This is a genomic window from Streptomyces sp. NPDC042259, assembly GCF_055582085.1.
The window spans coordinates 81,664-101,244 of sequence record NZ_JBVJDW010000001.1; the positions used below are offsets into that span (position 1 = coordinate 81,664).

General features: G+C 72.1%; 21 protein-coding genes. 3 read left to right on the forward strand and 18 right to left on the reverse strand.

What is annotated here, in order from left to right; genetic code table 11:
• Positions 1–76: 76 nt before the first annotated feature.
• The 8 genes from ACZ6MA_RS00430 to ACZ6MA_RS00465 all read right to left on the reverse strand — a co-directional run bounded on the left by ACZ6MA_RS00430 (position 77) and on the right by ACZ6MA_RS00465 (position 8,068).
• Complete coding sequence (locus ACZ6MA_RS00430; protein ID WP_469429853.1) at positions 77–751, reverse strand: response regulator transcription factor; 675 nt, start codon at positions 749–751, stop codon at positions 77–79.
• A complete protein-coding gene (locus ACZ6MA_RS00435) occupies positions 748–2,019 on the reverse strand; it encodes a sensor histidine kinase (RefSeq protein WP_469429854.1) in 1,272 nt (423 codons plus the stop codon). Before ACZ6MA_RS00435 ends, ACZ6MA_RS00430 begins: the two co-directional genes overlap by 4 nt.
• Complete coding sequence (locus ACZ6MA_RS00440; RefSeq protein ID WP_469429856.1) at positions 2,016–2,138, reverse strand: hypothetical protein; 123 nt, start codon at positions 2,136–2,138, stop codon at positions 2,016–2,018. Before ACZ6MA_RS00440 ends, ACZ6MA_RS00435 begins: the two co-directional genes overlap by 4 nt.
• Positions 2,139–2,597: 459 nt before the next feature.
• Positions 2,598–2,927, reverse strand: a complete 330-nt coding sequence (locus ACZ6MA_RS00445) for a hypothetical protein (protein ID WP_469429858.1) — start codon at positions 2,925–2,927, stop codon at positions 2,598–2,600.
• A 91-nt stretch (positions 2,928–3,018) separates the two neighbouring features.
• On the reverse strand, positions 3,019–3,678 hold the full coding sequence (locus ACZ6MA_RS00450) for a class I SAM-dependent methyltransferase (protein WP_469429859.1): 660 nt from the start codon (positions 3,676–3,678) through the stop codon (positions 3,019–3,021).
• Positions 3,679–3,765: 87 nt separating this feature from the next.
• A complete protein-coding gene (locus tag ACZ6MA_RS00455) occupies positions 3,766–4,818 on the reverse strand; it encodes an MsnO8 family LLM class oxidoreductase (protein WP_469429861.1) in 1,053 nt (350 codons plus the stop codon).
• A 57-nt stretch (positions 4,819–4,875) separates the two neighbouring features.
• On the reverse strand, positions 4,876–6,360 hold the full coding sequence (locus ACZ6MA_RS00460; RefSeq protein ID WP_469429862.1) for an alkaline phosphatase PhoX: 1,485 nt from the start codon (positions 6,358–6,360) through the stop codon (positions 4,876–4,878).
• Between the two features lie 217 nt (positions 6,361–6,577).
• Positions 6,578–8,068 carry a hypothetical protein gene (locus tag ACZ6MA_RS00465; RefSeq protein ID WP_469429863.1) on the reverse strand — a complete coding sequence of 497 codons (1,491 nt, stop codon included), beginning with the start codon at positions 8,066–8,068 and terminating at the stop codon, positions 6,578–6,580.
• A gap of 515 nt (positions 8,069–8,583) precedes the next feature.
• Here ACZ6MA_RS00465 and ACZ6MA_RS00470 point away from each other — a divergent pair.
• Positions 8,584–10,413 (forward strand): endonuclease/exonuclease/phosphatase family protein, encoded by a 1,830-nt coding sequence (locus ACZ6MA_RS00470; protein WP_469429865.1) that lies wholly within the window; start codon positions 8,584–8,586, stop codon positions 10,411–10,413.
• Positions 10,414–10,525: 112 nt separating this feature from the next.
• Positions 10,526–11,440: a 4-hydroxy-tetrahydrodipicolinate synthase gene (gene dapA, locus ACZ6MA_RS00475; RefSeq protein WP_469429867.1), complete on the forward strand. Its 915-nt coding sequence runs from the start codon at positions 10,526–10,528 to the stop codon at positions 11,438–11,440.
• 155 nt (positions 11,441–11,595) lie between these two features.
• Here the strand turns inward: dapA and dapD are convergent, their stop codons facing one another.
• From dapD to ACZ6MA_RS00495, 4 genes are all read right to left on the reverse strand, one after another.
• Positions 11,596–12,585, reverse strand: a complete 990-nt coding sequence (gene dapD / locus ACZ6MA_RS00480; protein WP_469429869.1) for a 2,3,4,5-tetrahydropyridine-2,6-dicarboxylate N-succinyltransferase — start codon at positions 12,583–12,585, stop codon at positions 11,596–11,598.
• A gap of 181 nt (positions 12,586–12,766) precedes the next feature.
• On the reverse strand, positions 12,767–13,306 hold the full coding sequence (locus ACZ6MA_RS00485) for a TetR/AcrR family transcriptional regulator (protein ID WP_469429870.1): 540 nt from the start codon (positions 13,304–13,306) through the stop codon (positions 12,767–12,769).
• On the reverse strand, positions 13,306–13,626 hold the full coding sequence (locus tag ACZ6MA_RS00490; protein ID WP_469429872.1) for a DMT family transporter: 321 nt from the start codon (positions 13,624–13,626) through the stop codon (positions 13,306–13,308). Before ACZ6MA_RS00490 ends, ACZ6MA_RS00485 begins: the two co-directional genes overlap by 1 nt.
• A 63-nt stretch (positions 13,627–13,689) precedes the next feature.
• Positions 13,690–14,055, reverse strand: a complete 366-nt coding sequence (locus ACZ6MA_RS00495; RefSeq protein WP_469429874.1) for a VOC family protein — start codon at positions 14,053–14,055, stop codon at positions 13,690–13,692.
• A gap of 39 nt (positions 14,056–14,094) precedes the next feature.
• Between ACZ6MA_RS00495 and ACZ6MA_RS00500 the strand changes: the two genes are divergently transcribed.
• On the forward strand, positions 14,095–15,099 hold the full coding sequence (locus tag ACZ6MA_RS00500; protein ID WP_469429875.1) for an agmatine deiminase family protein: 1,005 nt from the start codon (positions 14,095–14,097) through the stop codon (positions 15,097–15,099).
• A gap of 63 nt (positions 15,100–15,162) precedes the next feature.
• Here ACZ6MA_RS00500 and ACZ6MA_RS00505 read toward each other — a convergent pair whose 3' ends face one another.
• Genes ACZ6MA_RS00505 through sufD form a run of 6 tightly spaced genes read right to left on the reverse strand, consistent with a single transcriptional unit; the run spans position 15,163 to position 19,521 of the window.
• Entirely contained in the window at positions 15,163–15,501 is a 339-nt protein-coding gene (locus tag ACZ6MA_RS00505; RefSeq protein ID WP_184730813.1) for a metal-sulfur cluster assembly factor, read from the reverse strand.
• Positions 15,498–15,962 (reverse strand): Fe-S cluster assembly sulfur transfer protein SufU, encoded by a 465-nt coding sequence (sufU, locus tag ACZ6MA_RS00510; protein ID WP_469429877.1) that lies wholly within the window; start codon positions 15,960–15,962, stop codon positions 15,498–15,500. Before sufU ends, ACZ6MA_RS00505 begins: the two co-directional genes overlap by 4 nt.
• Positions 15,963–15,988: 26 nt before the next feature.
• Complete coding sequence (locus ACZ6MA_RS00515; RefSeq protein ID WP_469429879.1) at positions 15,989–17,245, reverse strand: cysteine desulfurase; 1,257 nt, start codon at positions 17,243–17,245, stop codon at positions 15,989–15,991.
• Positions 17,242–18,006: a Fe-S cluster assembly ATPase SufC gene (gene sufC, locus ACZ6MA_RS00520; RefSeq protein WP_365374206.1), complete on the reverse strand. Its 765-nt coding sequence runs from the start codon at positions 18,004–18,006 to the stop codon at positions 17,242–17,244. The genes ACZ6MA_RS00515 and sufC overlap by 4 nt, the downstream gene beginning before the upstream one ends.
• A gap of 7 nt (positions 18,007–18,013) precedes the next feature.
• A complete protein-coding gene (locus ACZ6MA_RS00525) occupies positions 18,014–18,343 on the reverse strand; it encodes a non-heme iron oxygenase ferredoxin subunit (RefSeq protein WP_469429881.1) in 330 nt (109 codons plus the stop codon).
• Positions 18,340–19,521, reverse strand: a complete 1,182-nt coding sequence (gene sufD / locus ACZ6MA_RS00530) for a Fe-S cluster assembly protein SufD (RefSeq protein WP_469429882.1) — start codon at positions 19,519–19,521, stop codon at positions 18,340–18,342. The genes ACZ6MA_RS00525 and sufD overlap by 4 nt, the downstream gene beginning before the upstream one ends.
• Positions 19,522–19,581: the final 60 nt, after the last annotated feature.

Sequence of the window (19,581 nt, forward strand, 5' to 3'; positions counted from 1 at the left end):
TTTGCGGTTCCATTACCCGTGGAGAGCCGCCCGCGGGGCCGTCCGCGAAGCCCGCCCGCCGACGGCCGCCCCCGCCTCACCGGGGCGTGACGAAGCCGCATTCGTAGGCGGCGATGACCGCCTGTGTGCGGTCGCGTACGCCCAGCTTGGCGAGCACCCCCGCCACGTGCGTCTTGACGGTCGCCGGTCCCACGGCGAGCCGGTCGGCGATCTCCGCGTTGGACAGGCCCGTCGTCATCAGGCGCAGCACCTCCGCCTCGCGCTCCGACAGCCGCGCGCGGAGCGCCGCGGCCGCCTCGCGCGCGGTCCGCTCCCCCGCGTACTGGGCGGCCAGGGCGCGTACGGCGGCGGGGAAGAGCAGCGAGTCGCTGCGGGCCACCAGCCGTACGGCCGAGACCAGCTCGTCCGCGCCCGAGCGCTTGAGGAGGAAGCCGCTGGCTCCCGCGCGCAGCGCGTCGTACACGTAGCTGTCGTTCTCGAAGGTGGTGACGACGATGACGCGCGGCGGCTCGGTCATGGTGGCCAGCACCTGTTCGGTGGCGCGGATGCCGTCGACCTGCGGCATCCGGACGTCCATCAGCACCACGTCGGGGCGCAGTTCGCGGATGACCGACACGGCCTCCGCGCCGGTCTCGGCCTCGCCGACGACCTCCAGGTCGGGTTCGGCGCCCAGGATCGCGCGCAGAGCGGTACGCACCATCCGTTCGTCGTCGGCGAGCACGACGCGCAGCGGGCGGGCGGGGGCGCTCATCGCACACCACCGCCCAGCGGCAGCCGTACGGCCAGCCGCCAGGTGCCGTCCGCCGCACCCGAGGTGCTGGCGCCGCGCAGCAGCCGGGCGCGTTCGGCGATGCCGGTCAGCCCCCGGCCGCCGCCGGAGCGGCCTCGGGTGGTGCCGGACTCCGGGGACACGGGATTTTCCAAGGCGACCTCCAGGTCGTCGTCGTGTACGGCGATCCGCAGCCGCACGGGGACCTGCCCCGCGTGGCGCAGGGCGTTGCCCAGCCCTTCCTGCACGATGCGGTACGCCTCGCGGGAGACGACCGGCGGCACCTTCTCCAGCGCGGTGGACGCGGTGAGGGTGACTTCGCAGCCCGCCGCGCGGGTCCGGGTCAGCAGGGCGTCGAGGTCGGCGAGGGTCGGCGCGGGCGCCGCGGAGGCGGGGCCGTCCTCGCGCAGCAGACCCAGCACGGTGTCGAGTTCACCGACGGCCGCACGCGTCGTCTCCTCGATCGCGGCCAGTGCCTGCCGCGCGAACTCCGGGTCGGCGTCGAGGACCCGGCGTGCGGCGCTCGCCTGCAGCGTCACCGCGCTCAGGGCGTGCCCGACCGAGTCGTGCAGTTCGCGCGCCAGCCGGTTGCGCTCGGCCAGCCGCAGGGCGTGCCGTTCGGCGGCGGCGAGCCGGTCCGCCGCCGTCGGCCCGAGCAGGACGGGCGCGCTGCGGGCCAGCAGCGTCCCGGCCGCCCAGGACGTGCCGACGAGAAGCGCGAGCAGCGCGAGACCGGCCAGCGGGGCCAGCAGCATTCCGGCGCCGTCGAAGTACCGGGCCCAGCCGATTTGCTCGACGCGGGAGGACCCCGACAGGGGCAGGGCGATCAGTACCAGGGCCGCCGGGGGCGCCGACAGCGACATGCCGCTGACGATGCCGCCGGCCGCCAGGTGCAGGGTGTACCACCCGGCCGTCCGCCCGCGCGCGGCCCAGGAATCGCTGGGCCGGCTCGCCAGCTCGGCGCCGCGCGCGGCGCACAACGCCCGTGCGGCGGTGGCCTCCAGCGGCCGTACGAGCGGGAACAGCGCGGTCACTGCGGCCGGCACGAGCGCCACGGCCAGGGTGACGAACTGCCAGGAGGGGGAGGTCAGGAGGACGGTGTCCTCGCCGGTGTGAACGAACGACAGGACCACGCCGGCCAGCAGGAAGTACGGCATCAACAGCGCGCCGCCGAGCAGCAGATGCACCCAGCGCAACCAGGCGCGGCGGCCCAGTGTCGCGCCCACCAGGCGCCGGAGGGCGGCCGTCATGCGGCACGGCCGTCGGCGGCGGGCGCCGGCAGTCCGATGATCATCCGTACAGAGTAGGTGACGGGTGTCGACGGCATGCCGCCCGTCGCCGACGGCGAGGGGCCTGTCAAGTGACTCATGGGGTCAAGGATGTTGCGCCCGGCCGTCCGCCACCTCGCCCGGTATGACGATTCGCCTCCGCCATTTGGCGGAAACGGCTCTCATCGGGGCCGGGGTTCCGGCGCGGGGGGGCAAGCCCCGGGGTCAGGCGCGACGGGTTGCGTGATCGTCCCGTCGCCCGCCGCACGCCAGGAGGGCGACCTGCGCCGGGAGGACGCGAATGCGTGCCGAGTGCTGTGCCGATCGCGGTGCGAAGAGCTGTTCCATGTGCTGTGCCAAGTGCTGTGCCAAGTGCTGTGCCAAGTGCGACATACGACCAGAATCGCGCGTCGCACACCCTCGCACGTCCGCCTGTACGGCGGACCGTTCAAGCCGTTCTCGGCCGGAGGGTGGAGAGCCTCCTCCTGCTCACGCCTCGGGCGCTCCCTTCCCTTCCCCTGCCCAGGGCGGAGCCCCGGCTCCTCCCCGGGGCAGGGGAATCAGCCCCTCGGCCCCCGCCCCGCCCGGTGCGCCAGCGCCGCACAGGCGACGGTCGTCGCCACCCCGGCCGCCAGGAATCCCCCGTGGGACCGCGCGGACAGCACCGACCACCGCGACTGGGCGGACAGCAACGAGCCGGTGCTCAGCCAGGACCCGACGGAGATCACCGACAGGGCCGAGCCGATGGAGCCGAACGACAGGGCGCTGCCGACCGAGCCGACGGACAGCACGGACCCGACCGAACCGATGGAGAGGACGGAGCCTCGCGAGCCGATCGACAGCACGGAATCCTGGGACCAGAGGGACAGTGAGTGAACGCGTTTGGCCATGCGCCGATCGTAGGACGCGTCTCGCCCGGCCGGCGGATCTTCGACTACGGGTGTCGTGCCGACGGCGGCGGCGAGGCGCCCCTGCGGGCGCTCAGCCCGATCCGGCACGGCGGGCGATCATCTGCACGCTCAGGTCCGTGTGCCCGTCGAGGGTCGGCGTCTGCCGCCGCTCCTCGGCCTCGACGGTGAAGCCGTGCCGGCCGAGCAGTGCGTGGAGGTTCTCCGTCGACTGATGCACGAACACCCCGCCGTCCTCGATCCGGAAGACACCGTAGACACCGGTCTCCTGCTCCTGCGCGCGATACCGGCCCACGCTGCGTTCGTCGGTCTGGAGGGGCACATCGCTGATGTACAGCACCCCACCGGGGCGCACGAGCCGTCCGACCTCAGCGACGGCCCGCTCCCGCTCCTCCGCGTCGGGAATGGACGTCAGCACGGCGAACAGCAGCGCCGCGTCGAACGCCCCGTCCGCGAACGGCAACGGCGGCTCCTCGAAGTGCGTGATCCGCAGCTCCGGATGCTCCTCGCGCCCCCGGTCGACGAGCGCCGCCGAAGGCTCCACCCCCCGCACATCGCGAAAGCCCCGCTCGGCCAGCTGCGCCAGCAGCCGCCCGTAGCCGCAGCCGTAGTCCAGGATCCGGTCGTCGAGGGAGAAGTACCGGGAGAGCAGCTCCGGGTCGAGCGGATGAGTGAAGGTACGCGCGGCCCCGGTGGTTTCCCAGTAGTCCTCTGAATCACGGGAAAGCGTCATGGGGGCACGCTAACCGGAACCGTGCGTGCGTGGTCCCGCTTGACACCATTCGGCGAAGCGCGTGAGGGACTCGGCGTCACCGCGCCGCTACGCGCCCCGCCTCGCCCAGTCGGTGACCGGTTCCGGGGTGGGGCCGGGGCGGTCCCGGAGGCCGGTCAGGTTTGCCAGGCGCTCGTAGGAGTCCAGTAGGGCCGCCCGGTCGTAGGAGCTGGTGGTGACGAGCAGCTCGTCCGCGCCACTGCGGGCGATCAGGGTGTCGAGGGCTGCGGCGACCTCGTCCTCCGTGCCGAAGACATGGCCGCGCAGGGCCGCCTCGTAGAAGCCGCGTTCCCTCCCGCTCGCCCCCGCGAGCAGCGTTTCGATCTCCTCGGCGGGGGCCAGGGGCGGGAAGACGCCGTGCGTGCGGGAGTGGGCCAGTGCCCAGGCCTCCGGGATCAGGAGCCGGCGGGCGGCCTCCGTGGTGGGGGCGACGGCGATGTTGCCCGCGATCACGACGTAGGGGTGGCGGCGCCAGGCCGACGGGCGGAAGGCGGTGCGGTAGCGGTCGACGGCGGCCAGCATCCGGTCCTCGCCGTGGAGGCCGCCGATGACCAGGGCCGCTCCCGCCGAGGCGGCCAGGTCGGCGCCCGAGTCGCCCGCGAGGACGAAGGCGGGGACGCGCAGGCCCTCGGCGGGGCGGGCGTGGACCTCGGGGTGGGGGCGCGGGCCGTCGGTGAAGTAGGCGGCCAGCTCCGCGAGCTGGCCGCCGAAGTCCGCCATCGCCTCCTTGTCGGTGCCCAGCGCCCGGCGGATGCCGTCGGTGAAGCCGACGGACCGGCCGAGGCCCATGTCGATCCGGCCGGGGAAGAGCGATTCCAGCACCCCGAACTGCTCGGCGACCACCAGGGTGCGGTGGTTGGGCAGCATCACACCGCCCGTACCGACCCGGATGCGGGAGGTGGCGGCGGCGACGGCCGCCGCCAGCACCGTGGGCGCCGAGCCCGCCACGCCGGGCACGCTGTGGTGCTCCGACACCCAGAAGCGGTGGTAGCCCAGCTCCTCGGCCCGCCGGGCGAACCGCACGGTCTCGCGCAGGGCCTCGCCCGGGTCGTGCCCCTGCCGGGTGCGGGAGCGGTCGAGGACGGAGAGCTTGAGGGTCACCTCCCTTTCAACAGCGGTGACCGCTCAGGATTCCCCGGGCCCGGCCGGCCGGGCCGGTCAGTCGCGGGTGCTCTGGCGGCGCCAGGGGCCGGTGATGGCGAACATGATGCCGGGCTCCTGGATGTTGGCGAAGAGCGTGCGGCCGTCGGGCGAGAAGGTCACCCCGGTGAACTCGCCGTATTCCGGCTTGTCCGCGCCGCCGCCCGCCGCGCCGGCGGCTGGTGTCAACGCGAGTTCGTTGCGCGCGATCGGGTAGGTGCGGCCGTCGTCGAGGGCGCCGAAGAGGTGCTGGACGCCGTTGCCGTCCTCGGCGACGACCAGGCCGCCGTGCGGCGAGACGGTGATGTTGTCGGGGCCGTCGAGGGCGCCGTCGCGGTCCGGGTCCTGATTGACGCCGAAGCGCACCTTCAGGGTCAGGGTGCGGCGGCGGGGGTGGTAGAACCACACCTGGCCGTCGTGCTGGACCGGGCTCTCCTCGCGGGCGAAGGAGGCGACGACGTACACGCCGCCGTCACCCCACCACATGCCTTCGAGCTTGCGGGCGCGGGTGACCTGGCCGTCCTTGAACTGCTTGCGCACCGAGACGCTCTTGGCGTCGCGGTCGGGCACCTCCACCCAGTCCACGCCGTAGACCGTGCCGGTCTCGGTGGCCCGGGAGAGGTCGTCGACGAACCGGCCGCCGGAGTCGAAGCACTTGAACGCCTCCAGGGCGCCCGCCTCGTCGGCGAGGGTGCGCAGCCGGCCGCGCCCGTGCCGGAAGCCCTGCGGCGGAGTCCAGCGGTAGAAGAGCCCGTTGGGGCCGGAGGCGTCCTCGGTGAGGTAGAGGTGACCGCGCTGGGGGTCGACGACGACGGCCTCGTGGGCGTAGCGGCCGAGCGCCTTGACCGGTCTCGGGTCGCGGCCCGCGCGCCGGTCCTTCGGGTCGACCTCGAAGACGTAGCCGTGGTCCTTGGTCATGCCGTTCTTGCCGGCCTTGTCCTCGGTCTCCTCGCAGGTGAGCCAGGTGTCCCAAGGGGTGCGCCCGCCCGCGCAGTTCGTGGAGGTACCGGCGATGCCGACCCACTCGGCCACGTGGCCCCCGCGCCCCGCGACCTCGACGACCGTGCAGCCGCCCGCCGCGGCGGGATCGTAGACGAGCCCCTCCGCGAGCGGCACCGGGTGCGGCCACTTGGCGCGCGCCCCGCCCAGTTCGTGGTTGTTGACCAGCAGGGTGCTGCCGCGCGAGCCTTCGAAGGCGGCGGTGCCGTCGTGGTTGGACGGCGTGTACTCGCCGGATTCCAGCTTGGTGACGCCCGTACGGGTGATGACGCGGTAGGAGAACCCGGCGGGCAGCGCGAGGAGGCCCTTCGGGTCGGACACGAGCGGGCCGTAGCCGAGCTTGCGGCGGCCGTGCCCGGCCGCGCCGTCCGTCCCGGCCTCCTCCGCCGTGTCCGCGGCCAGCGCGCCGGGTGCGGTGGCGAGCGCACCGACGCTGCCGACCAGGGCGACCCCCACGCCGGTGCCGGCGGAACGCTTCGCGAAGTCTCTGCGGCTGATGGTCATCTTCGTCTCCAGGGATGGCCGGATCGTCGCTCTGTGCCCTTCGGGACGCATGGGGCGCTTCCCGGGGGCGGCGCTTACGTTCCCTCTCCCCACCGAACGGGGGATGAACACGAGCCGTCGTCCATGGACCGATCCGATGCCGTACGGGCAGGGCCGTACGGCATCGGTGATTCCCTCCGGCTCACCCGGCCTTCATGAGTGAGCCTCCGCGGGGCGCTCAGCCGCGCGAACGCGCCTTGTAGGCCGCCTTGCGGGCCTCCTTGGCCACCTTCTTGTCCGGGTGGAGCCGTCCCATGGCCTCCAGCACGTCCGCCGTGGCGGGGTGGTCGACCCGCCAGGCCGAGTCGAAGAAGCCGCTGTGCCGGCCGACCAGGCTCTCCACCAGGCCGCGCAGTTCCTCCGAGTCGCCCTCGGCCGCGAGCTGGGCCGCGATGGTGTCCACGGTCAGCCAGAACACCATCGTCTCGCCCGGCTCGGGGATGTCCGCGGCGTCGTGCTCGGCCAGCCAGACCCGGGCGAGGCCGCCCAGTTCCGGGTCGTCGAGGACCTCGCGCAGCGCGGGTTCGGCGTCCGCGCCGACCAGCGAGAGCGTCTGCTGGCAGGCCAGCCGGCGCTGCGGGGCGTGCGGGTCGTCGCCGCGTGCGGCGGCGAGGAGTTCGCGGGCGGCGTCCCGGGGGGCCCGGCGGGCGAGCCAGGCCTCGGCCTCGGCGCGGGCGGCCTGCTCGGGGTGGCCGGGGAGCGCCGCGAGGAGCGCGTCCGCGCCCTTGTCGGCGAGGTCGCCGACGGCCGGGGCGTCGATGCCCGCGTCGAGCATCCGGGCCCGCACGGCGAAGACACCGAGCGGGGTGAGGGCGACCATGCCGTAGCGGGTGACGTCCTCCTCCTCGGGGACGTCGGAGGTCACCCCGTCGACGGACTCACGGATGTGCCCCTCCCCGTCGATCTCCTCGATGAGGGCCTCGTCGACGGGCTGGTAGTCCACCAGGCCGGCCGGCGCGAGCATCCGGAACTGGTCGTCCAGCCGCATCATCGCGTCGGAGACCTCTTCGAGGATGTCGTCGGTGGGCTCGTCCATGTCGTCCGGGACGATCATGGAGGCGGCGAGTGCCGGCAGCGGCACGGGCCGGTCGGGGCCGCCCTCGCCCAGCGCGGTCAGCAGGTACAGATTGCCGAGGACGCCGTCGAGGAAGTCGGCCTCCTCCTCGGGGTTCCAGTCGAGGGCGTCGAGGTCCAGCTCGCCGCCTTCGGAGATCTGGTCGACCAGGTCGCCCAGGTCGGGGGCGGCCGCGTCGGCCAGCACGGTCTCCAGACCGCCGAGCCAGAGGTCGAGGACGTCCTGGGGGCTGCCGCCGGTGAGCATGGCCAGCTCCTCGCCCGCGCTCGCGGTGGCGGACGGCTGGTCCGCGTCCGTCCCGTCGTCGGCGTCCGGGTCCTCGGTGAACTCCACGAGCCCGGTGTCCAGCGCCAGCTGCCAGGCCTCGGCGGCGTAGGCGGTGCCGTCCTCCTCGCCCTCCAGGCCGAGCAGCTTCGTGGCGGTGAGCAGCTGCTCGGCGAGCAGCTCGCCGCCCGCCCCGACCGGGGTGCCCTCGCCGGCCCAGCGGGCGAGCTTCGCGGCGCGGGCGAACAGCGGCGCGGAGAGCGCGTCACGCGCGAGTTCGGCGTCGGTGTGCAGCCGCACCGGCGGCATGGTCGGGCGGTCTCCGGACATCAGGGGGGTCATCTCCTCGTCGTGACGACCGCACCGGACCGGATCGGCCGGGCGCGGATCCCCAAGCCTATTGCCTGGCCGGCGGTTCCTTGGATACGGGCTTGTCATGCCGGTTGTCATGCCGACGGCGGGCCGTCGCGCCGCCTGCGGCGGCGGGCGCGTCTTGCCTGGGCGGCACTCCTTCGGCCTGCGAGCCGTCGTGCCGCCTGCGGCGGCGGGGCGCCCTGCGGGCGCGTCCTCAATCGCCGGACGGGCTTGAAGTCGCTGGGCTATGACAATCAAGCCCGGCCAAAACCAGCCCGTCCGGCGATTGAGGACAACCGCCGCGCAGCGGTGGTGCGCCCGAATGCGGCCCGCACGGGCTGAGGTACACACAACAGCCCAAACATCCGCCCCGCCGGGCGCAGCCCACTGGTTACCCGCGGAAACGTTGACAACTGGCCTGATCACACAAGACATTGACGCGCGTAGAGCTTGCCCTTCACGTCACACCCCCTCATCCTCCGGAGGCCCCCGTGCCCACCGCTCGTCTTCCGCGCAGAACCGCGACCGTCGGTTCCGTCATAGCCGCCGCGCTCGCGGCCGGGCTGCTCGCCGTTCCGCAGTCCGCGAGCGCCGCCGAGATCCGGATCCACGACATCCAGGGCAGCACCCGTGTCTCCCCTCTCGCGGGCCAGCAGGTGACGGACGTCCCCGGTGTCGTCACGGCCGTACGGGCCTTCGGTTCGGCGCGCGGCTTCTGGGTCCAGGACCCCAAGGCCGACAGCGACCCGGCGACCAGCGAGGCGATCTTCGTCTTCACCGGCAAGGACTCCCCGGCGCTCGCCGTCGGTGACGCGGTGACGGTCTCCGGCGCGGTCTCCGAGTACTACCCGGGCGGGGCGGCAGCCGGTTCGCAGTCGGTCACCCAGCTCTCCAAGGCGTCGTGGACGGTGCTCTCCTCCGGCAACGCGCTGCCCGCCGCCTTCGCGCTGCGGCCCTCCAGCGTGCCGGACCGGTACGCGCCGGACGCGGGCGGCGGCTCCATCGAGGGGCTGCGGCTGAAGCCGAACTCCTATGCCCTGGACCGCTACGAGTCGCTGGAGGGCATGCGGGTCGCGGTCAAGGACGCGCCCGTCGTGGCCGCGACCAACGAGCACAAGGAACTGTGGGTCACCGCCGAGACCCACCGCAACCGCACCGCGCGCGGTGGTTCGCTCTACGGCTCCTACCGCGATCCGGGCTCCGGCCGGGTCAAGGTGGCCTCGCTGATCCCGTACGCGCAGCGCCCGTTCCCGGTCGCGAACGTCGGTGACGCGCTGACCGGCACCACGGCCGGCCCGCTGGACTACGACAACTTCGGCGGCTACACCCTCCAGGCCACCGAGCTGGGAACGCTCGCCGACCACGGGCTCGTCCGCGAGACGACGCGCAAGCAGAAGAGCGACGAGCTGGCCGTCGCCACGTACAACGTGGAGAACCTCTCCCCCAAGACGCCGCAGGCGAAGTTCGACCGGCTGGCGGCCGCGCTCGTGCACAACCTGGCCGCGCCCGACATCGTCGCCCTCGAAGAGGTCCAGGACGACGACGGCACGACCGACGACGGCGTCGTGGACGCCGGGCTGACGCTGAAGAAGCTCACCGACGCCATCGCGGCGGCCGGTGGGCCCGCCTACCGCTGGCAGCAGATCAACCCGGTCAACGGCCAGGACGGTGGGCAGCCGGGCGGCAACATCCGTACCGCCTTCCTCTACAACCCCGCACGGGTCTCCTTCACCGAGATCCCCGGCGGGGACTCCACCACCGCGGTGACGGTCACCCGCGAGGGCGGCAAGGCGAAGCTCTCGGCCTCGCCCGGCCGGATCGACCCGGCCAACCAGGCGTGGAAGAACAGCCGCAAGCCGCTGGTCGGCGAGTTCTCCTTCCGGGGCGCCCCGGTCTTCGTCGTCGCCAACCACTTCAACTCCAAGGGCGGCGACCAGGGCCTCGACAGCCGCTTCCAGCCTCCGGCCCGTACCTCCGAGGTGCAGCGGGTCGAGCAGTCGAAGGCCGTGAACACCTTCGTCAAGCAGCTCCTCGCGGCCGACAAGCGGGCGAACGTGATCGTCGCGGGCGACCTCAACGACTACCAGTTCTCCCCCGCCCTGAAGGCCCTGACCTCCGGCGGCGCCCTCACCGACCTCGTCGGCCGGCTGCCGCGCAAGGAGCGCTACGGCTATGTCTTCCAGGGCAACTCCCAGGTGCTGGACCACATGCTGACCAGCCGCCACGTGCGGTCCGTCGACTACGACATCGTGCACATCAACGCGGAGTTCGCGGACCAGGCGAGCGACCACGACCCGCAGGTGCTGCGCTGGAAGCCGTGACAACATTCCGTAGGGATACTCAACGGTAACCGGCAGAACAATTAACTAGACCTGTACGGACGAGGGGGCTGAGAATCCGGCGGAGAACCCCTACCGCCTGGAGAGTGCCACCATGCCCACCAGCCCCTTCGGCCGTACCGTCTGCGCGATGGTCACCCCCTTCGATTCCGACGGCGGTCTCGATCTCGACGGGGCGCGGGAACTCGCCGACCATCTCGTCACGCGCGGCGGCTGCGACGGGCTGGTGCTGAGTGGCACCACGGGCGAGTCGCCGACGACCAGCGCCGCGGAGAAGACCGCGCTCGTGGCCGCGGTGGTGGAGGCCGTGGGCGACCGGGCCCGGATCACGGCGGGCGTGGGGTCCGCCGACACCCGGCAGACCGTGGAGCTGGCCCGTGCGGCCGAGGCGGCGGGGGCACACGGGGTGCTGGTGGTGACGCCGTACTACAGCCGGCCGCCGCAGGAGGACGTCGAGGCGCACTTCCGCACGGTGGCCGACGCGGTGGGGGTACCGGTGATGCTCTACGACATCCCGGCCCGCACGGGGACGCGCATCGAGCCCGACACGATGCTGCGGCTGGCGGAGCATCCGCGGATCGCGGGGGTCAAGGACTGCGCGAACGACCTGCTGGGCAGCGCGAAGGTCATCGCGGCGACCGATCTCGCCTATTACTCCGGTTCTGAGGAGCTGAACCTGCCGCTGCGGGCGGTGGGTGGCACGGGTTACGTCAGTACGGTCGCCAACGTCGCGGGGCCCGTCCTGGCGGCGGCCCTGGACGCCTTCGACCTCGGGCACACCGCCGAGGCCACGGCGCTGCACCAGCGGACGCTGCCGCTGATCGAGCTGATGATGGCCGCCGGCCTGCCCGGCACGGTCACCGCCAAGGCCCTGCTGGCGGATCTGGGCCTGCCGGGCGGACCGGTCAGGATGCCCCTGCGGCCGGCGGACGCGGCCCGCACGCGGGCGCTGCGCGCGGCGTACCGGGCGGCGACGGGCTCGCCGATCGGGACGGCGGTCGGGGGCTGAGGCCGAGCCCGGCGGATCTTCGGCTGCGGGCCGGTTGTGCCGCCCGCGGCGGCGAGCGCCCTGCGGGCGCGTCCTCAAGCGCCGGACGGGCTGGATTTGGCTGGGCTCAGTGCCGGCACCAGCCCGTCAAACCCGCCCGGCGCCTGGGGGCACGCTCAGTTGTGGGCGTGCAGGACCTCGTTGAGACCGCCCCACGTGCCCTTGTGCGGGCGGGCCTCCACCGCGCCGGTGGTGGAGTTGCGGCGGAAGAGGATGTTGCCGGCGCCGGAGAGCTCCAGCGCCTTGACGACCTGGCCGTCCGGCAGGGTGACCCGGGTGCCCGCGGTGACGTACAGGCCCGCCTCGACGACGCACTCGTCACCGAGGGCGATGCCGATGCCCGACTCGGCACCGAGCAGGCAGCGCTCACCGATGGAGATGATCTGCTTGCCGCCACCGGAGAGGGTGCCCATGGTGGACGCGCCGCCGCCGATGTCGGAGCCGTCGCCGACGACGACACCCGCGCTGATGCGGCCCTCGACCATGGAGGTACCGAGCGTGCCGGCGTTGAAGTTGACGAAGCCCTCGTGCATCACGGTGGTGCCGGGCGCGAGGTGCGCGCCGAGGCGGACCCGGTCGGCGTCGGCGATCCGCACGCCCGCGGGGGCGACGTAGTCGGTCATGCGCGGGAACTTGTCGATGCTGGTCACCTGGAGGTGCAGGCCCTCGGCCCGGGCGTTCAGCCGCACGGTCTCGACCCGGTCCACGGCGACGGGGCCGAGCGAGGTCCAGGCGACGTTGGCGAGCAGGCCGAAGAGGCCGTCCAGGTTCTGGCCGTGCGGCTTGACCAGGCGGTGCGAGAGCAGGTGCAGCCGCAGGTAGGCGTCGTGCGCGTCGATCGGCTTGTCGTCGAGCGAGGCGATGACCGTACGGACGGCGATCACCTCGACGCCGCGGCGCGGGTCCGGGCCGAGCGCCTTGGGGGCGCTCGCGCCCAGCAGCTCGGCGGCGCGCTCGGCGGTCAGCCGCTCGGTACCGGCCGGGCCGGGGTCGGCGACCAGCTCGGGGGCCGGGAACCAGGTGTCGAGGACGGTCCCGTCCTCGGTGATCGTGGCAAGGCCGGCGGCGACGGCGCCGGTGGTACGGGAAGCTACTGCGTCGGTCATGGTCGAAAACCTAACCGGACACGGCTGGTCAAGGCGAACCGGTCCGCCGATCCCTGGCCGGGAGCCGGCGGATCCTTCGCCTACCGGCCGGTGGTGCCGCCTGCGGCGGCGAGCGCCCTGCGGGCGCGTCCTCAAGCGCCGGACGGGCTGGATATGGCCGACCTCAGCCAAAACCAGCCCGTCAACCCGTCAGAGCCCGCAGCGCCGCCAGCACCCCGGACCGGTCGAACGGGCGGCCCGTGATCAGGATCTGGATCATCAGTCCGTCGAGGTAGGCGACGACGGCCCGCGCGGCCGGCTCGTCGGCCGTGCGGCGGCGGACCAGGGAGACCATCTCCTCCACGCACTCGGCGGCGAGCGGCCGCACGGCCGGGCGGCGCAGCGCGGCGAGGTACAGGTCGTACTCCAGCTCCAGGCGTGCGCGGTCGCCCGCGAGCCACTCCTCGATCAGTGCGAGCAGCCACTCGGCCGGCGGCAGGTCCCTCCCGAGGGCGCGCTCGCATTCCGCCATGCCGTCCAGCCAGGCTCTCGCCGTCCGGCGCAGCGCGGCGACCAGCAGGTCGTCGAGGGTCTTGAAGTGGTACGTGGTCGAGCCGAGCGGCACATCGGCCGCGGCGGCGACGGCCCGGTGGCTCAGCGCTCCGATGCCGCGCTCGGCGGCGACGTCGATCGCGGCGTCGACGATGCGGTCACGGCGCCCGGGGTCGTAGCGGCGGGCCATCAGTGGGCCCCGCCGAGGTTGAGCAGGACGACACCGGCGATGACCAGCAGGACTCCCCCGATACGGGCGGCGGTGACCGCCTCGCCGAGGAAGAGCATGCCGATGACGGCGACGACCGCGGTGCCCGCCCCGGCCCAGATGGCGTAGGCCGTGCCCATGTTCATGGCCTTGAGCGTCTGGGCGAGCAGCGCGAACGCGATCAGATAGCCCGCCACCGTGCCGACGGAGGGCCACAGCTTGCTGAAGCCGTCGCTGATCTTCATGGCGGTGGTGGCCAGGATCTCGGCGAGTATCGCTCCGGCAAGGGTCACGTACATCATGCGTACGAGTGTACACATCGATGCGTACGGCCGTACGCATCGATCCCCGAACGACCTGTGGTGCTACGCGACGAGCGACCGCTTCGGGGTCAGCACACAGAACTCGTTGCCCTCGGGATCGGCGAGGACGCGCCACGGGACGTCCCGGCCCTGCCCCACGTCCGCCGGGCGGGCACCGAGCGCGGTGATGCGCGCCACCTCGGCGTCGAGGTCGTCGGGGTTGAGGTCGATGTGCAGCCGGTTCTTGAGCACCTTGCCCTCCGTCACGGGTACGAAGGTGATGCCGGGAGTCGCGGATTCGTGGGCGCCGATGACGACTTCCGCGTCGTCCTCGTAGAGCACCTTCCAGTCGAGGACACCGCACCAGAAGCGTGCCAGGGCGGTCGGGTCGTGTGCGTCAATGACGAGGGTGTAGAGCGAGGAAGTCATGCCCGCAGTCTGTCCGAGCGACCCCGAGGAAGCCCGACGATGTATCAGATGTCCGCCGAATCACAGCCCCGGCTGCGCACCTTCATGGGCTGGCCGCCGGCCGGCCCCGTCTGGGGCCCGTACACCGCCGCCGTCCGCGAGGACATCGCCGCCGTCGCCCGGACGATCGCGGAGTACGAGCCCGTGGTGCTGCTCGCGGCGCCCGAGGACGCCGGGGCGGCGCGGAAGGTGTGCGGCGGGGGCGTCGAGGTCGTGCCGCTGCCCGTCGACGACCTCTGGCTGCGCGACTGCGGTCCCGTCTTCGTCACGGCTCCCGACGGGACGGCCGCGGGCATCGACTTCGGCTTCAACGGCTGGGGCGGCAAGCAGGCGCACCCCCGGGACGGCCTGGTCGCGCGCCGGCTCCTGGCGGCGTTCGGTGTGCCGCGCGTCGAGGCGCCGATCGTGGCCGAGGGCGGCTCACTGGAAACCGACGGCGAGGGCACCCTGCTGGTCACGGAGAGTTCGCTGGTCAACGACAACCGCAACCCGGGCCGCTCGCGCGACGACATCGAGAAGACCCTCAAGGCGCTGCTCGGCATCCGCCAGGTGATCTGGCTGGAGGGCGTGCGCGGCGAGGACATCACCGACTGCCACATCGACGCCCTCGCCCGCTTCACCGCCCCCGGCACCGTCGTCCTCAGCAGCCCGCCGGCGGGCGCCCGGCCCGACGTCTGGACGCGGGTGTACGAGCAGGCCCGAACGGCCCTGGAGACGGCCACGGACGCGCGCGGCAGGGCGCTGGAGATCGTCGAACTCCCGGAGGCCGATCCGGCGGAGCTGGGCGCGCGCGGCGCGGATTTCCTGGGCGGCTACGTCAACTACTTCGTGGCCGAGGGCGCGGTCGTCCTGCCGCGCTTCGGCGACCGGCGCGCCGACGAGCGGGCGGCGGCGATCCTGCGCGACCTGCACCCCGGCCGCGAGATCCGCCCCGTGGAGATCCCCACCCTCGCCGAGGGCGGCGGCGGCATCCACTGCGCCACACAGCAGCAGCCCGCCACCTGACGGGTCAGGTGGCGGGCTGCTGAGGAACGGCGATCGGAGGCCTGGCTGCAGCCGTGCCGTCGGTCAGACGTTGAAGCCGAGCGCCCGGAGCTGCTCCCGGCCCTCGTCGGTGATCTTGTCCGGGCCCCACGGCGGCATCCAGACCCAGTTGATCCGGAGCTCGTTGACGATGCCCTCCGTCGCCGACTTCGCCTGGTCCTCGATGACGTCGGTCAGCGGGCAGGCCGCGGACGTCAGCGTCATGTCGAGGGTGGCGATGTTGGCGTCGTCGACGTGGATGCCGTAGATGAGGCCGAGGTTGACGACGTCGATGCCCAGCTCGGGGTCGACCACGTCGTACAGCGCCTCGCGCACCTCCTCCTCGGAGGCCGGCTTCGTCGTCGTCTCTACGTTGTCGGTCATGCGGTCTTCCCTTCAGCGCCTTCGTTCAGTGCCTGCGCCGTGGCGTCTTTCCACGCCATCCAGCTCAGCAAAGCGCACTTCACGCGCGCCGGGTACTTGGAGACACCGGCGAACGCGACCGCGTCCTCCAGCACCTCCTCCATCGCGTCGTCCGGCTCGAGCTTGCCCTTGGACTGCATCAGCTCCAGGAAGGCCTCCTGGATCCGACGCGCCTCGGCGAGTTCCTTGCCCACCAGCAGCTCGTTGAGCACGGACGCGCTGGCCTGGCTGATCGAGCAGCCCTGCCCCTCGTACGAGACGTCTTCGATGGTCTCGCCGGAGAGCCGCACGCGCAGCGTGATCTCGTCGCCGCACGTCGGGTTGACGTGGTGCACCTCGGCGTCGCCGTCCCGCAAGCCCCGCCCGTGCGGATGCTTGTAGTGGTCCAGGATGACGTCCTGGTACATCGAATCAAGCTTCACGAATCAGCCCTCAGCCGCAGAGTCCATTAACCGAAAAAGTTCCGGACGTGCTCCAGGCCCTCGATCAGTGCGTCGACCTCACCGGGGGTGGAGTACAGGTAGAAAGACGCTCGCGTGGTCGCGGGAATTCCGTACCGGAGGCAGACGGGCCGCGCGCAGTGGTGGCCGACCCGGACGGCGATGCCCTGCTCGTCGAGGACCTGGCCCACGTCGTGCGGGTGGATGTCACCGAGCGTGAAGGAGATCGCCGCGCCGCGGTCCTCGGCCGTGGTGGGGCCGATGAGGCGCAGGTCGGGGACCTCCTGGAGCCTGCGGACCGCGTACTCGGTGATCGCGTGCTCGTGCCGGGCGATGTTGTCCATGCCGATCGCGGTCAGGTAGTCCACCGCGGCACCGAGGCCGACGGCCTGGGCGATCGGGGGCGTACCGGCCTCGAACTTGTGCGGCGCGGGGGCGTACGTGGAGGAGTGCATCGAGACGGTCTCGATCATCTCGCCGCCACCGAGGAACGGCGGGAGGTCCTCCAGCAGCTCCTGGCGGCCCCACAGCACGCCGATGCCCGTCGGGCCGCACATCTTGTGGCCGGTGAAGGCCACGAAGTCGGCCTGGAGCGCCTGGACGTCCAGCACCATGTGCGGGGCGGCCTGGGAGGCGTCGACGACGACCAGCGCGCCGACCTCCTGGGCGCGGCGGACGATCGCCTCGACCGGGTTGATCGTGCCCATGATGTTCGAGACCAGCACGAACGAGACGACCTTGGTCTTCTCGGTGATGATCTCGTCGATGTTCGACAGGTCGAGACGGCCGTCGTCGGTGAGGCCGAACCACTTCAGCTTCGCACCGGTGCGCTGCGAGAGCAGCTGCCACGGCACGATGTTGGAGTGGTGCTCCATCTCCGTGATGACGATCTCGGTGTCGTGGTCGACGCGGTAGGGCTCGTCCGCCCAGCCCAGCATGTTGGCCACGAGGTTGAGCGACTCGGAGGCGTTCTTGGTGAAGATCACCTCGTCGCGGCTGGGCGCGTTGACGAAGGCGGCGACCTTGTCGCGGGCGCCCTCGTACAGCTCCGTGGCCTCCTCGGCGATCGTGTAGACACCGCGGTGGACGTTGGCGTTGTGCCGCTCGTAGTACGTGTTCAGGGCGTCGAGCACCTGGCGCGGCTTCTGCGAGGTCGCCGCGGAGTCCAGGTACACGATCTTCTTCCCGTCGTGGACCGTGCGGTCCAGGATGGGGAAGTCCTTGCGAATCGCCTCGGTGTCGAGGAGGCCCGGCAGTATCGTCACGCGGTTACGCCCTTCGTGCTGTACGCCTCGTAGCCCTCGGACTCCAGCTTGTCGGCGAGTTCGGCGCCGCCGGACTCGACGATGCGGCCGTTCGAGAAGACGTGGACGAAGTCGGGCTTGATGTAACGCAGGATGCGCGTGTAGTGGGTGATCAGCAGGGTGCCGACCTCACCGGTCTCGCGGACGCGGTTGACGCCCTCGGAGACCTGGCGCAGCGCGTCGACGTCCAGGCCGGAGTCGGTCTCGTCGAGGATCGCGATCTTCGGCTTGAGCAGTTCGAGCTGGAGGATCTCGTGGCGCTTCTTCTCACCGCCGGAGAAGCCCTCGTTGACGTTGCGCTCGGCGAAGGCCGGGTCCATCTGGAGCTGCTCCATGGCGGACTTGACCTCCTTCACCCAGGTGCGCAGCTTGGGCGCCTCGCCGCGGATCGCGGTGGCGGAGGTGCGCAGGAAGTTGGAGACCGAGACACCGGGGACCTCGACCGGGTACTGCATGGCGAGGAAGACGCCGGCGCGGGCGCGCTCGTCGACGCTCATCTCCAGGACGTCCTCACCGTCGAGGGTGACGGTGCCGCCGGTGATCGTGTACTTGGGGTGGCCGGCCAGCGAGTAGGCGAGGGTCGACTTGCCGGAGCCGTTGGGGCCCATGATGGCGTGGGTCTCGCCCTGCTTCACAGTCAGGTCGACGCCCTTGAGGATGTCCCGGGGGCCGTTCTCGGCCTCGACGGAGACGTGCAGGTCGTGGATCTCAAGCGTTGCCATGGGGAACTCAGGACTCCTGGGTGACGGAGACGAGCACGTCGTCCCCTTGGATCTTTACGGGGTATACGGGGACGGGGCGCGTGGCGGGCAGGCCGGACGGCTGACCGGTGCGCAGATCGAAGCTGGAGCCGTGCAGCCAGCACTCGATGGCGCAGTCCTCCACCTCGCCCTCCGACAGCGAGACGTTCGCGTGGCTGCAGATGTCGTTGATCGCGAACACCTCGCCCTCGGTGCGCACGATGGAGACCGCCGTGCCGTCGAGCTCGACCCGCTTGGGCGTGTCCTGCTCCAGCTCGCTCAGCCCGCAGGCTCGTACGAAGGTGGCTTCGGTGGTCATGCGACGGACGCCCCCAGCTCGGCCTCGATCTTGGTGAGGAGGCGCTCCTCGACGTCCGGGACGCCGATCTGCTGGACCAGCTCGGCGAAGAAGCCGCGGACGACCAGGCGGCGGGCCTCGTCGGCCGGGATGCCGCGCGCCATCAGGTAGAACAGCTGCTCGTCGTCGAAGCGGCCGGTCGCCGAGGCGTGGCCGGCGCCGACGATCTCACCGGTCTCGATCTCCAGGTTGGGGACCGAGTCGACGCGGGCGCCGTCGGTAAGGACGAGGTTGCGGTTCAGCTCGTAGGTGTCGGTGCCCTCGGCGGCGGCGCGGATGAGCACGTCACCGATCCAGACCGCGTGCGCGTCCTTGCCCTGCAGCGCGCCCTTGTAGGCGACGTTGCTGCGGCAGTGCGGGGTGTCGTGGTCGACGAAGAGCCGGTGCTCCTGGTGCTGGCCCGCGTCGGTGAAGTACAGGCCGTACAGCTCGGCCTCGCCGCCGGGGGCGCCGTAGACGACCCGGGGGTGCAGCCGGACCAGGTCGCCGCCGAAGGTGACGATCACGGACTTGAAGGAGGCGTCGCGGCCGACCACCGCGGTGTGCTGGGCGACGTGCACCGCGGCGTCGTCCCAGTCCTGGACGGAGACGACGGTCAGCTTGGCGCCGTCGCCGATCAGGTACTCGACGTTGGCGGCGAGGGTGGCGTCACCGGTGTGGTCGATGACGACGACGGCCTCGGCGAAGGCGCCGACCTCGACGACCTGGTGGCCGAAGGCCACCCCGCCCGCACCGTGCACGGTGATCCGGACGGGCTCGGTGAGCACCGTCTCCTTGGGGACGGAGACGACCGAGGCCTTCTCGAAGGAGCTGTACGCCTGGGCGGCGACGCGGTCGACCGGCTTGCCGGACTTGCCGATACGGGCGTCGTCCCGGCCGACGGTCTCGACGGTGACGCCCTCGGGGGCCGACACCTCGACCTTGACGCCGCCGCCGTCCGCCACCGCCGTGCCGTCGTGCAGACCGCGCAGGCGCTCCAGCGGGGTGAACCGCCATTCCTCCTCGCGGCCGTGCGGCACGGGGAAGTCCGCCACGTCGTACGAGGCGGGGGCGCTGACCCGGGCGTCGATGGGCTGCTTCGGCCCGCCCACCTGGATGGCGCCGTCGGTGGTGCTGCCGGCGGGAGTGTTCTCAGCCATGGCTGTCGTCGTGCTCTCTTCCTGTCACAAAGGGTTCGCTGCGGTCGGGGGCGGTGCGGG

Bases quoted from the DNA above. Each gene is read 5' to 3' on its own strand.
- ACZ6MA_RS00485 (WP_469429870.1), bottom strand. From the start codon at position 13,306: ATGGCCCGCCGCTACGACCCCGGGCGCCGTGACCGCATCGTCGACGCC.
- ACZ6MA_RS00505 (WP_184730813.1), bottom strand. From the start codon at position 15,501: ATGACCGACAACGTAGAGACGACGACGAAGCCGGCCTCCGAGGAGGAG.
- ACZ6MA_RS00465 (WP_469429863.1), bottom strand. From the start codon at position 8,068: ATGTCCGGAGACCGCCCGACCATGCCGCCGGTGCGGCTGCACACCGAC.
- sufC (WP_365374206.1), bottom strand. From the start codon at position 18,006: ATGGCAACGCTTGAGATCCACGACCTGCACGTCTCCGTCGAGGCCGAG.
- ACZ6MA_RS00525 (WP_469429881.1), bottom strand. From the start codon at position 18,343: ATGACCACCGAAGCCACCTTCGTACGAGCCTGCGGGCTGAGCGAGCTG.
- dapD (WP_469429869.1), bottom strand. From the start codon at position 12,585: ATGACCGACGCAGTAGCTTCCCGTACCACCGGCGCCGTCGCCGCCGGC.
- ACZ6MA_RS00490 (WP_469429872.1), bottom strand. From the start codon at position 13,626: ATGATGTACGTGACCCTTGCCGGAGCGATACTCGCCGAGATCCTGGCC.
- dapA (WP_469429867.1), top strand. From the start codon at position 10,526: ATGCCCACCAGCCCCTTCGGCCGTACCGTCTGCGCGATGGTCACCCCC.
- ACZ6MA_RS00495 (WP_469429874.1), bottom strand. From the start codon at position 14,055: ATGACTTCCTCGCTCTACACCCTCGTCATTGACGCACACGACCCGACC.
- ACZ6MA_RS00500 (WP_469429875.1), top strand. From the start codon at position 14,095: ATGTATCAGATGTCCGCCGAATCACAGCCCCGGCTGCGCACCTTCATG.
- ACZ6MA_RS00430 (WP_469429853.1), bottom strand. From the start codon at position 751: ATGAGCGCCCCCGCCCGCCCGCTGCGCGTCGTGCTCGCCGACGACGAA.
- ACZ6MA_RS00445 (WP_469429858.1), bottom strand. From the start codon at position 2,927: ATGGCCAAACGCGTTCACTCACTGTCCCTCTGGTCCCAGGATTCCGTG.
- ACZ6MA_RS00440 (WP_469429856.1), bottom strand. From the start codon at position 2,138: ATGAGTCACTTGACAGGCCCCTCGCCGTCGGCGACGGGCGGCATGCCG.
- ACZ6MA_RS00460 (WP_469429862.1), bottom strand. From the start codon at position 6,360: ATGACCATCAGCCGCAGAGACTTCGCGAAGCGTTCCGCCGGCACCGGC.
- ACZ6MA_RS00450 (WP_469429859.1), bottom strand. From the start codon at position 3,678: ATGACGCTTTCCCGTGATTCAGAGGACTACTGGGAAACCACCGGGGCC.
- sufD (WP_469429882.1), bottom strand. From the start codon at position 19,521: ATGGCTGAGAACACTCCCGCCGGCAGCACCACCGACGGCGCCATCCAG.
- ACZ6MA_RS00435 (WP_469429854.1), bottom strand. From the start codon at position 2,019: ATGACGGCCGCCCTCCGGCGCCTGGTGGGCGCGACACTGGGCCGCCGC.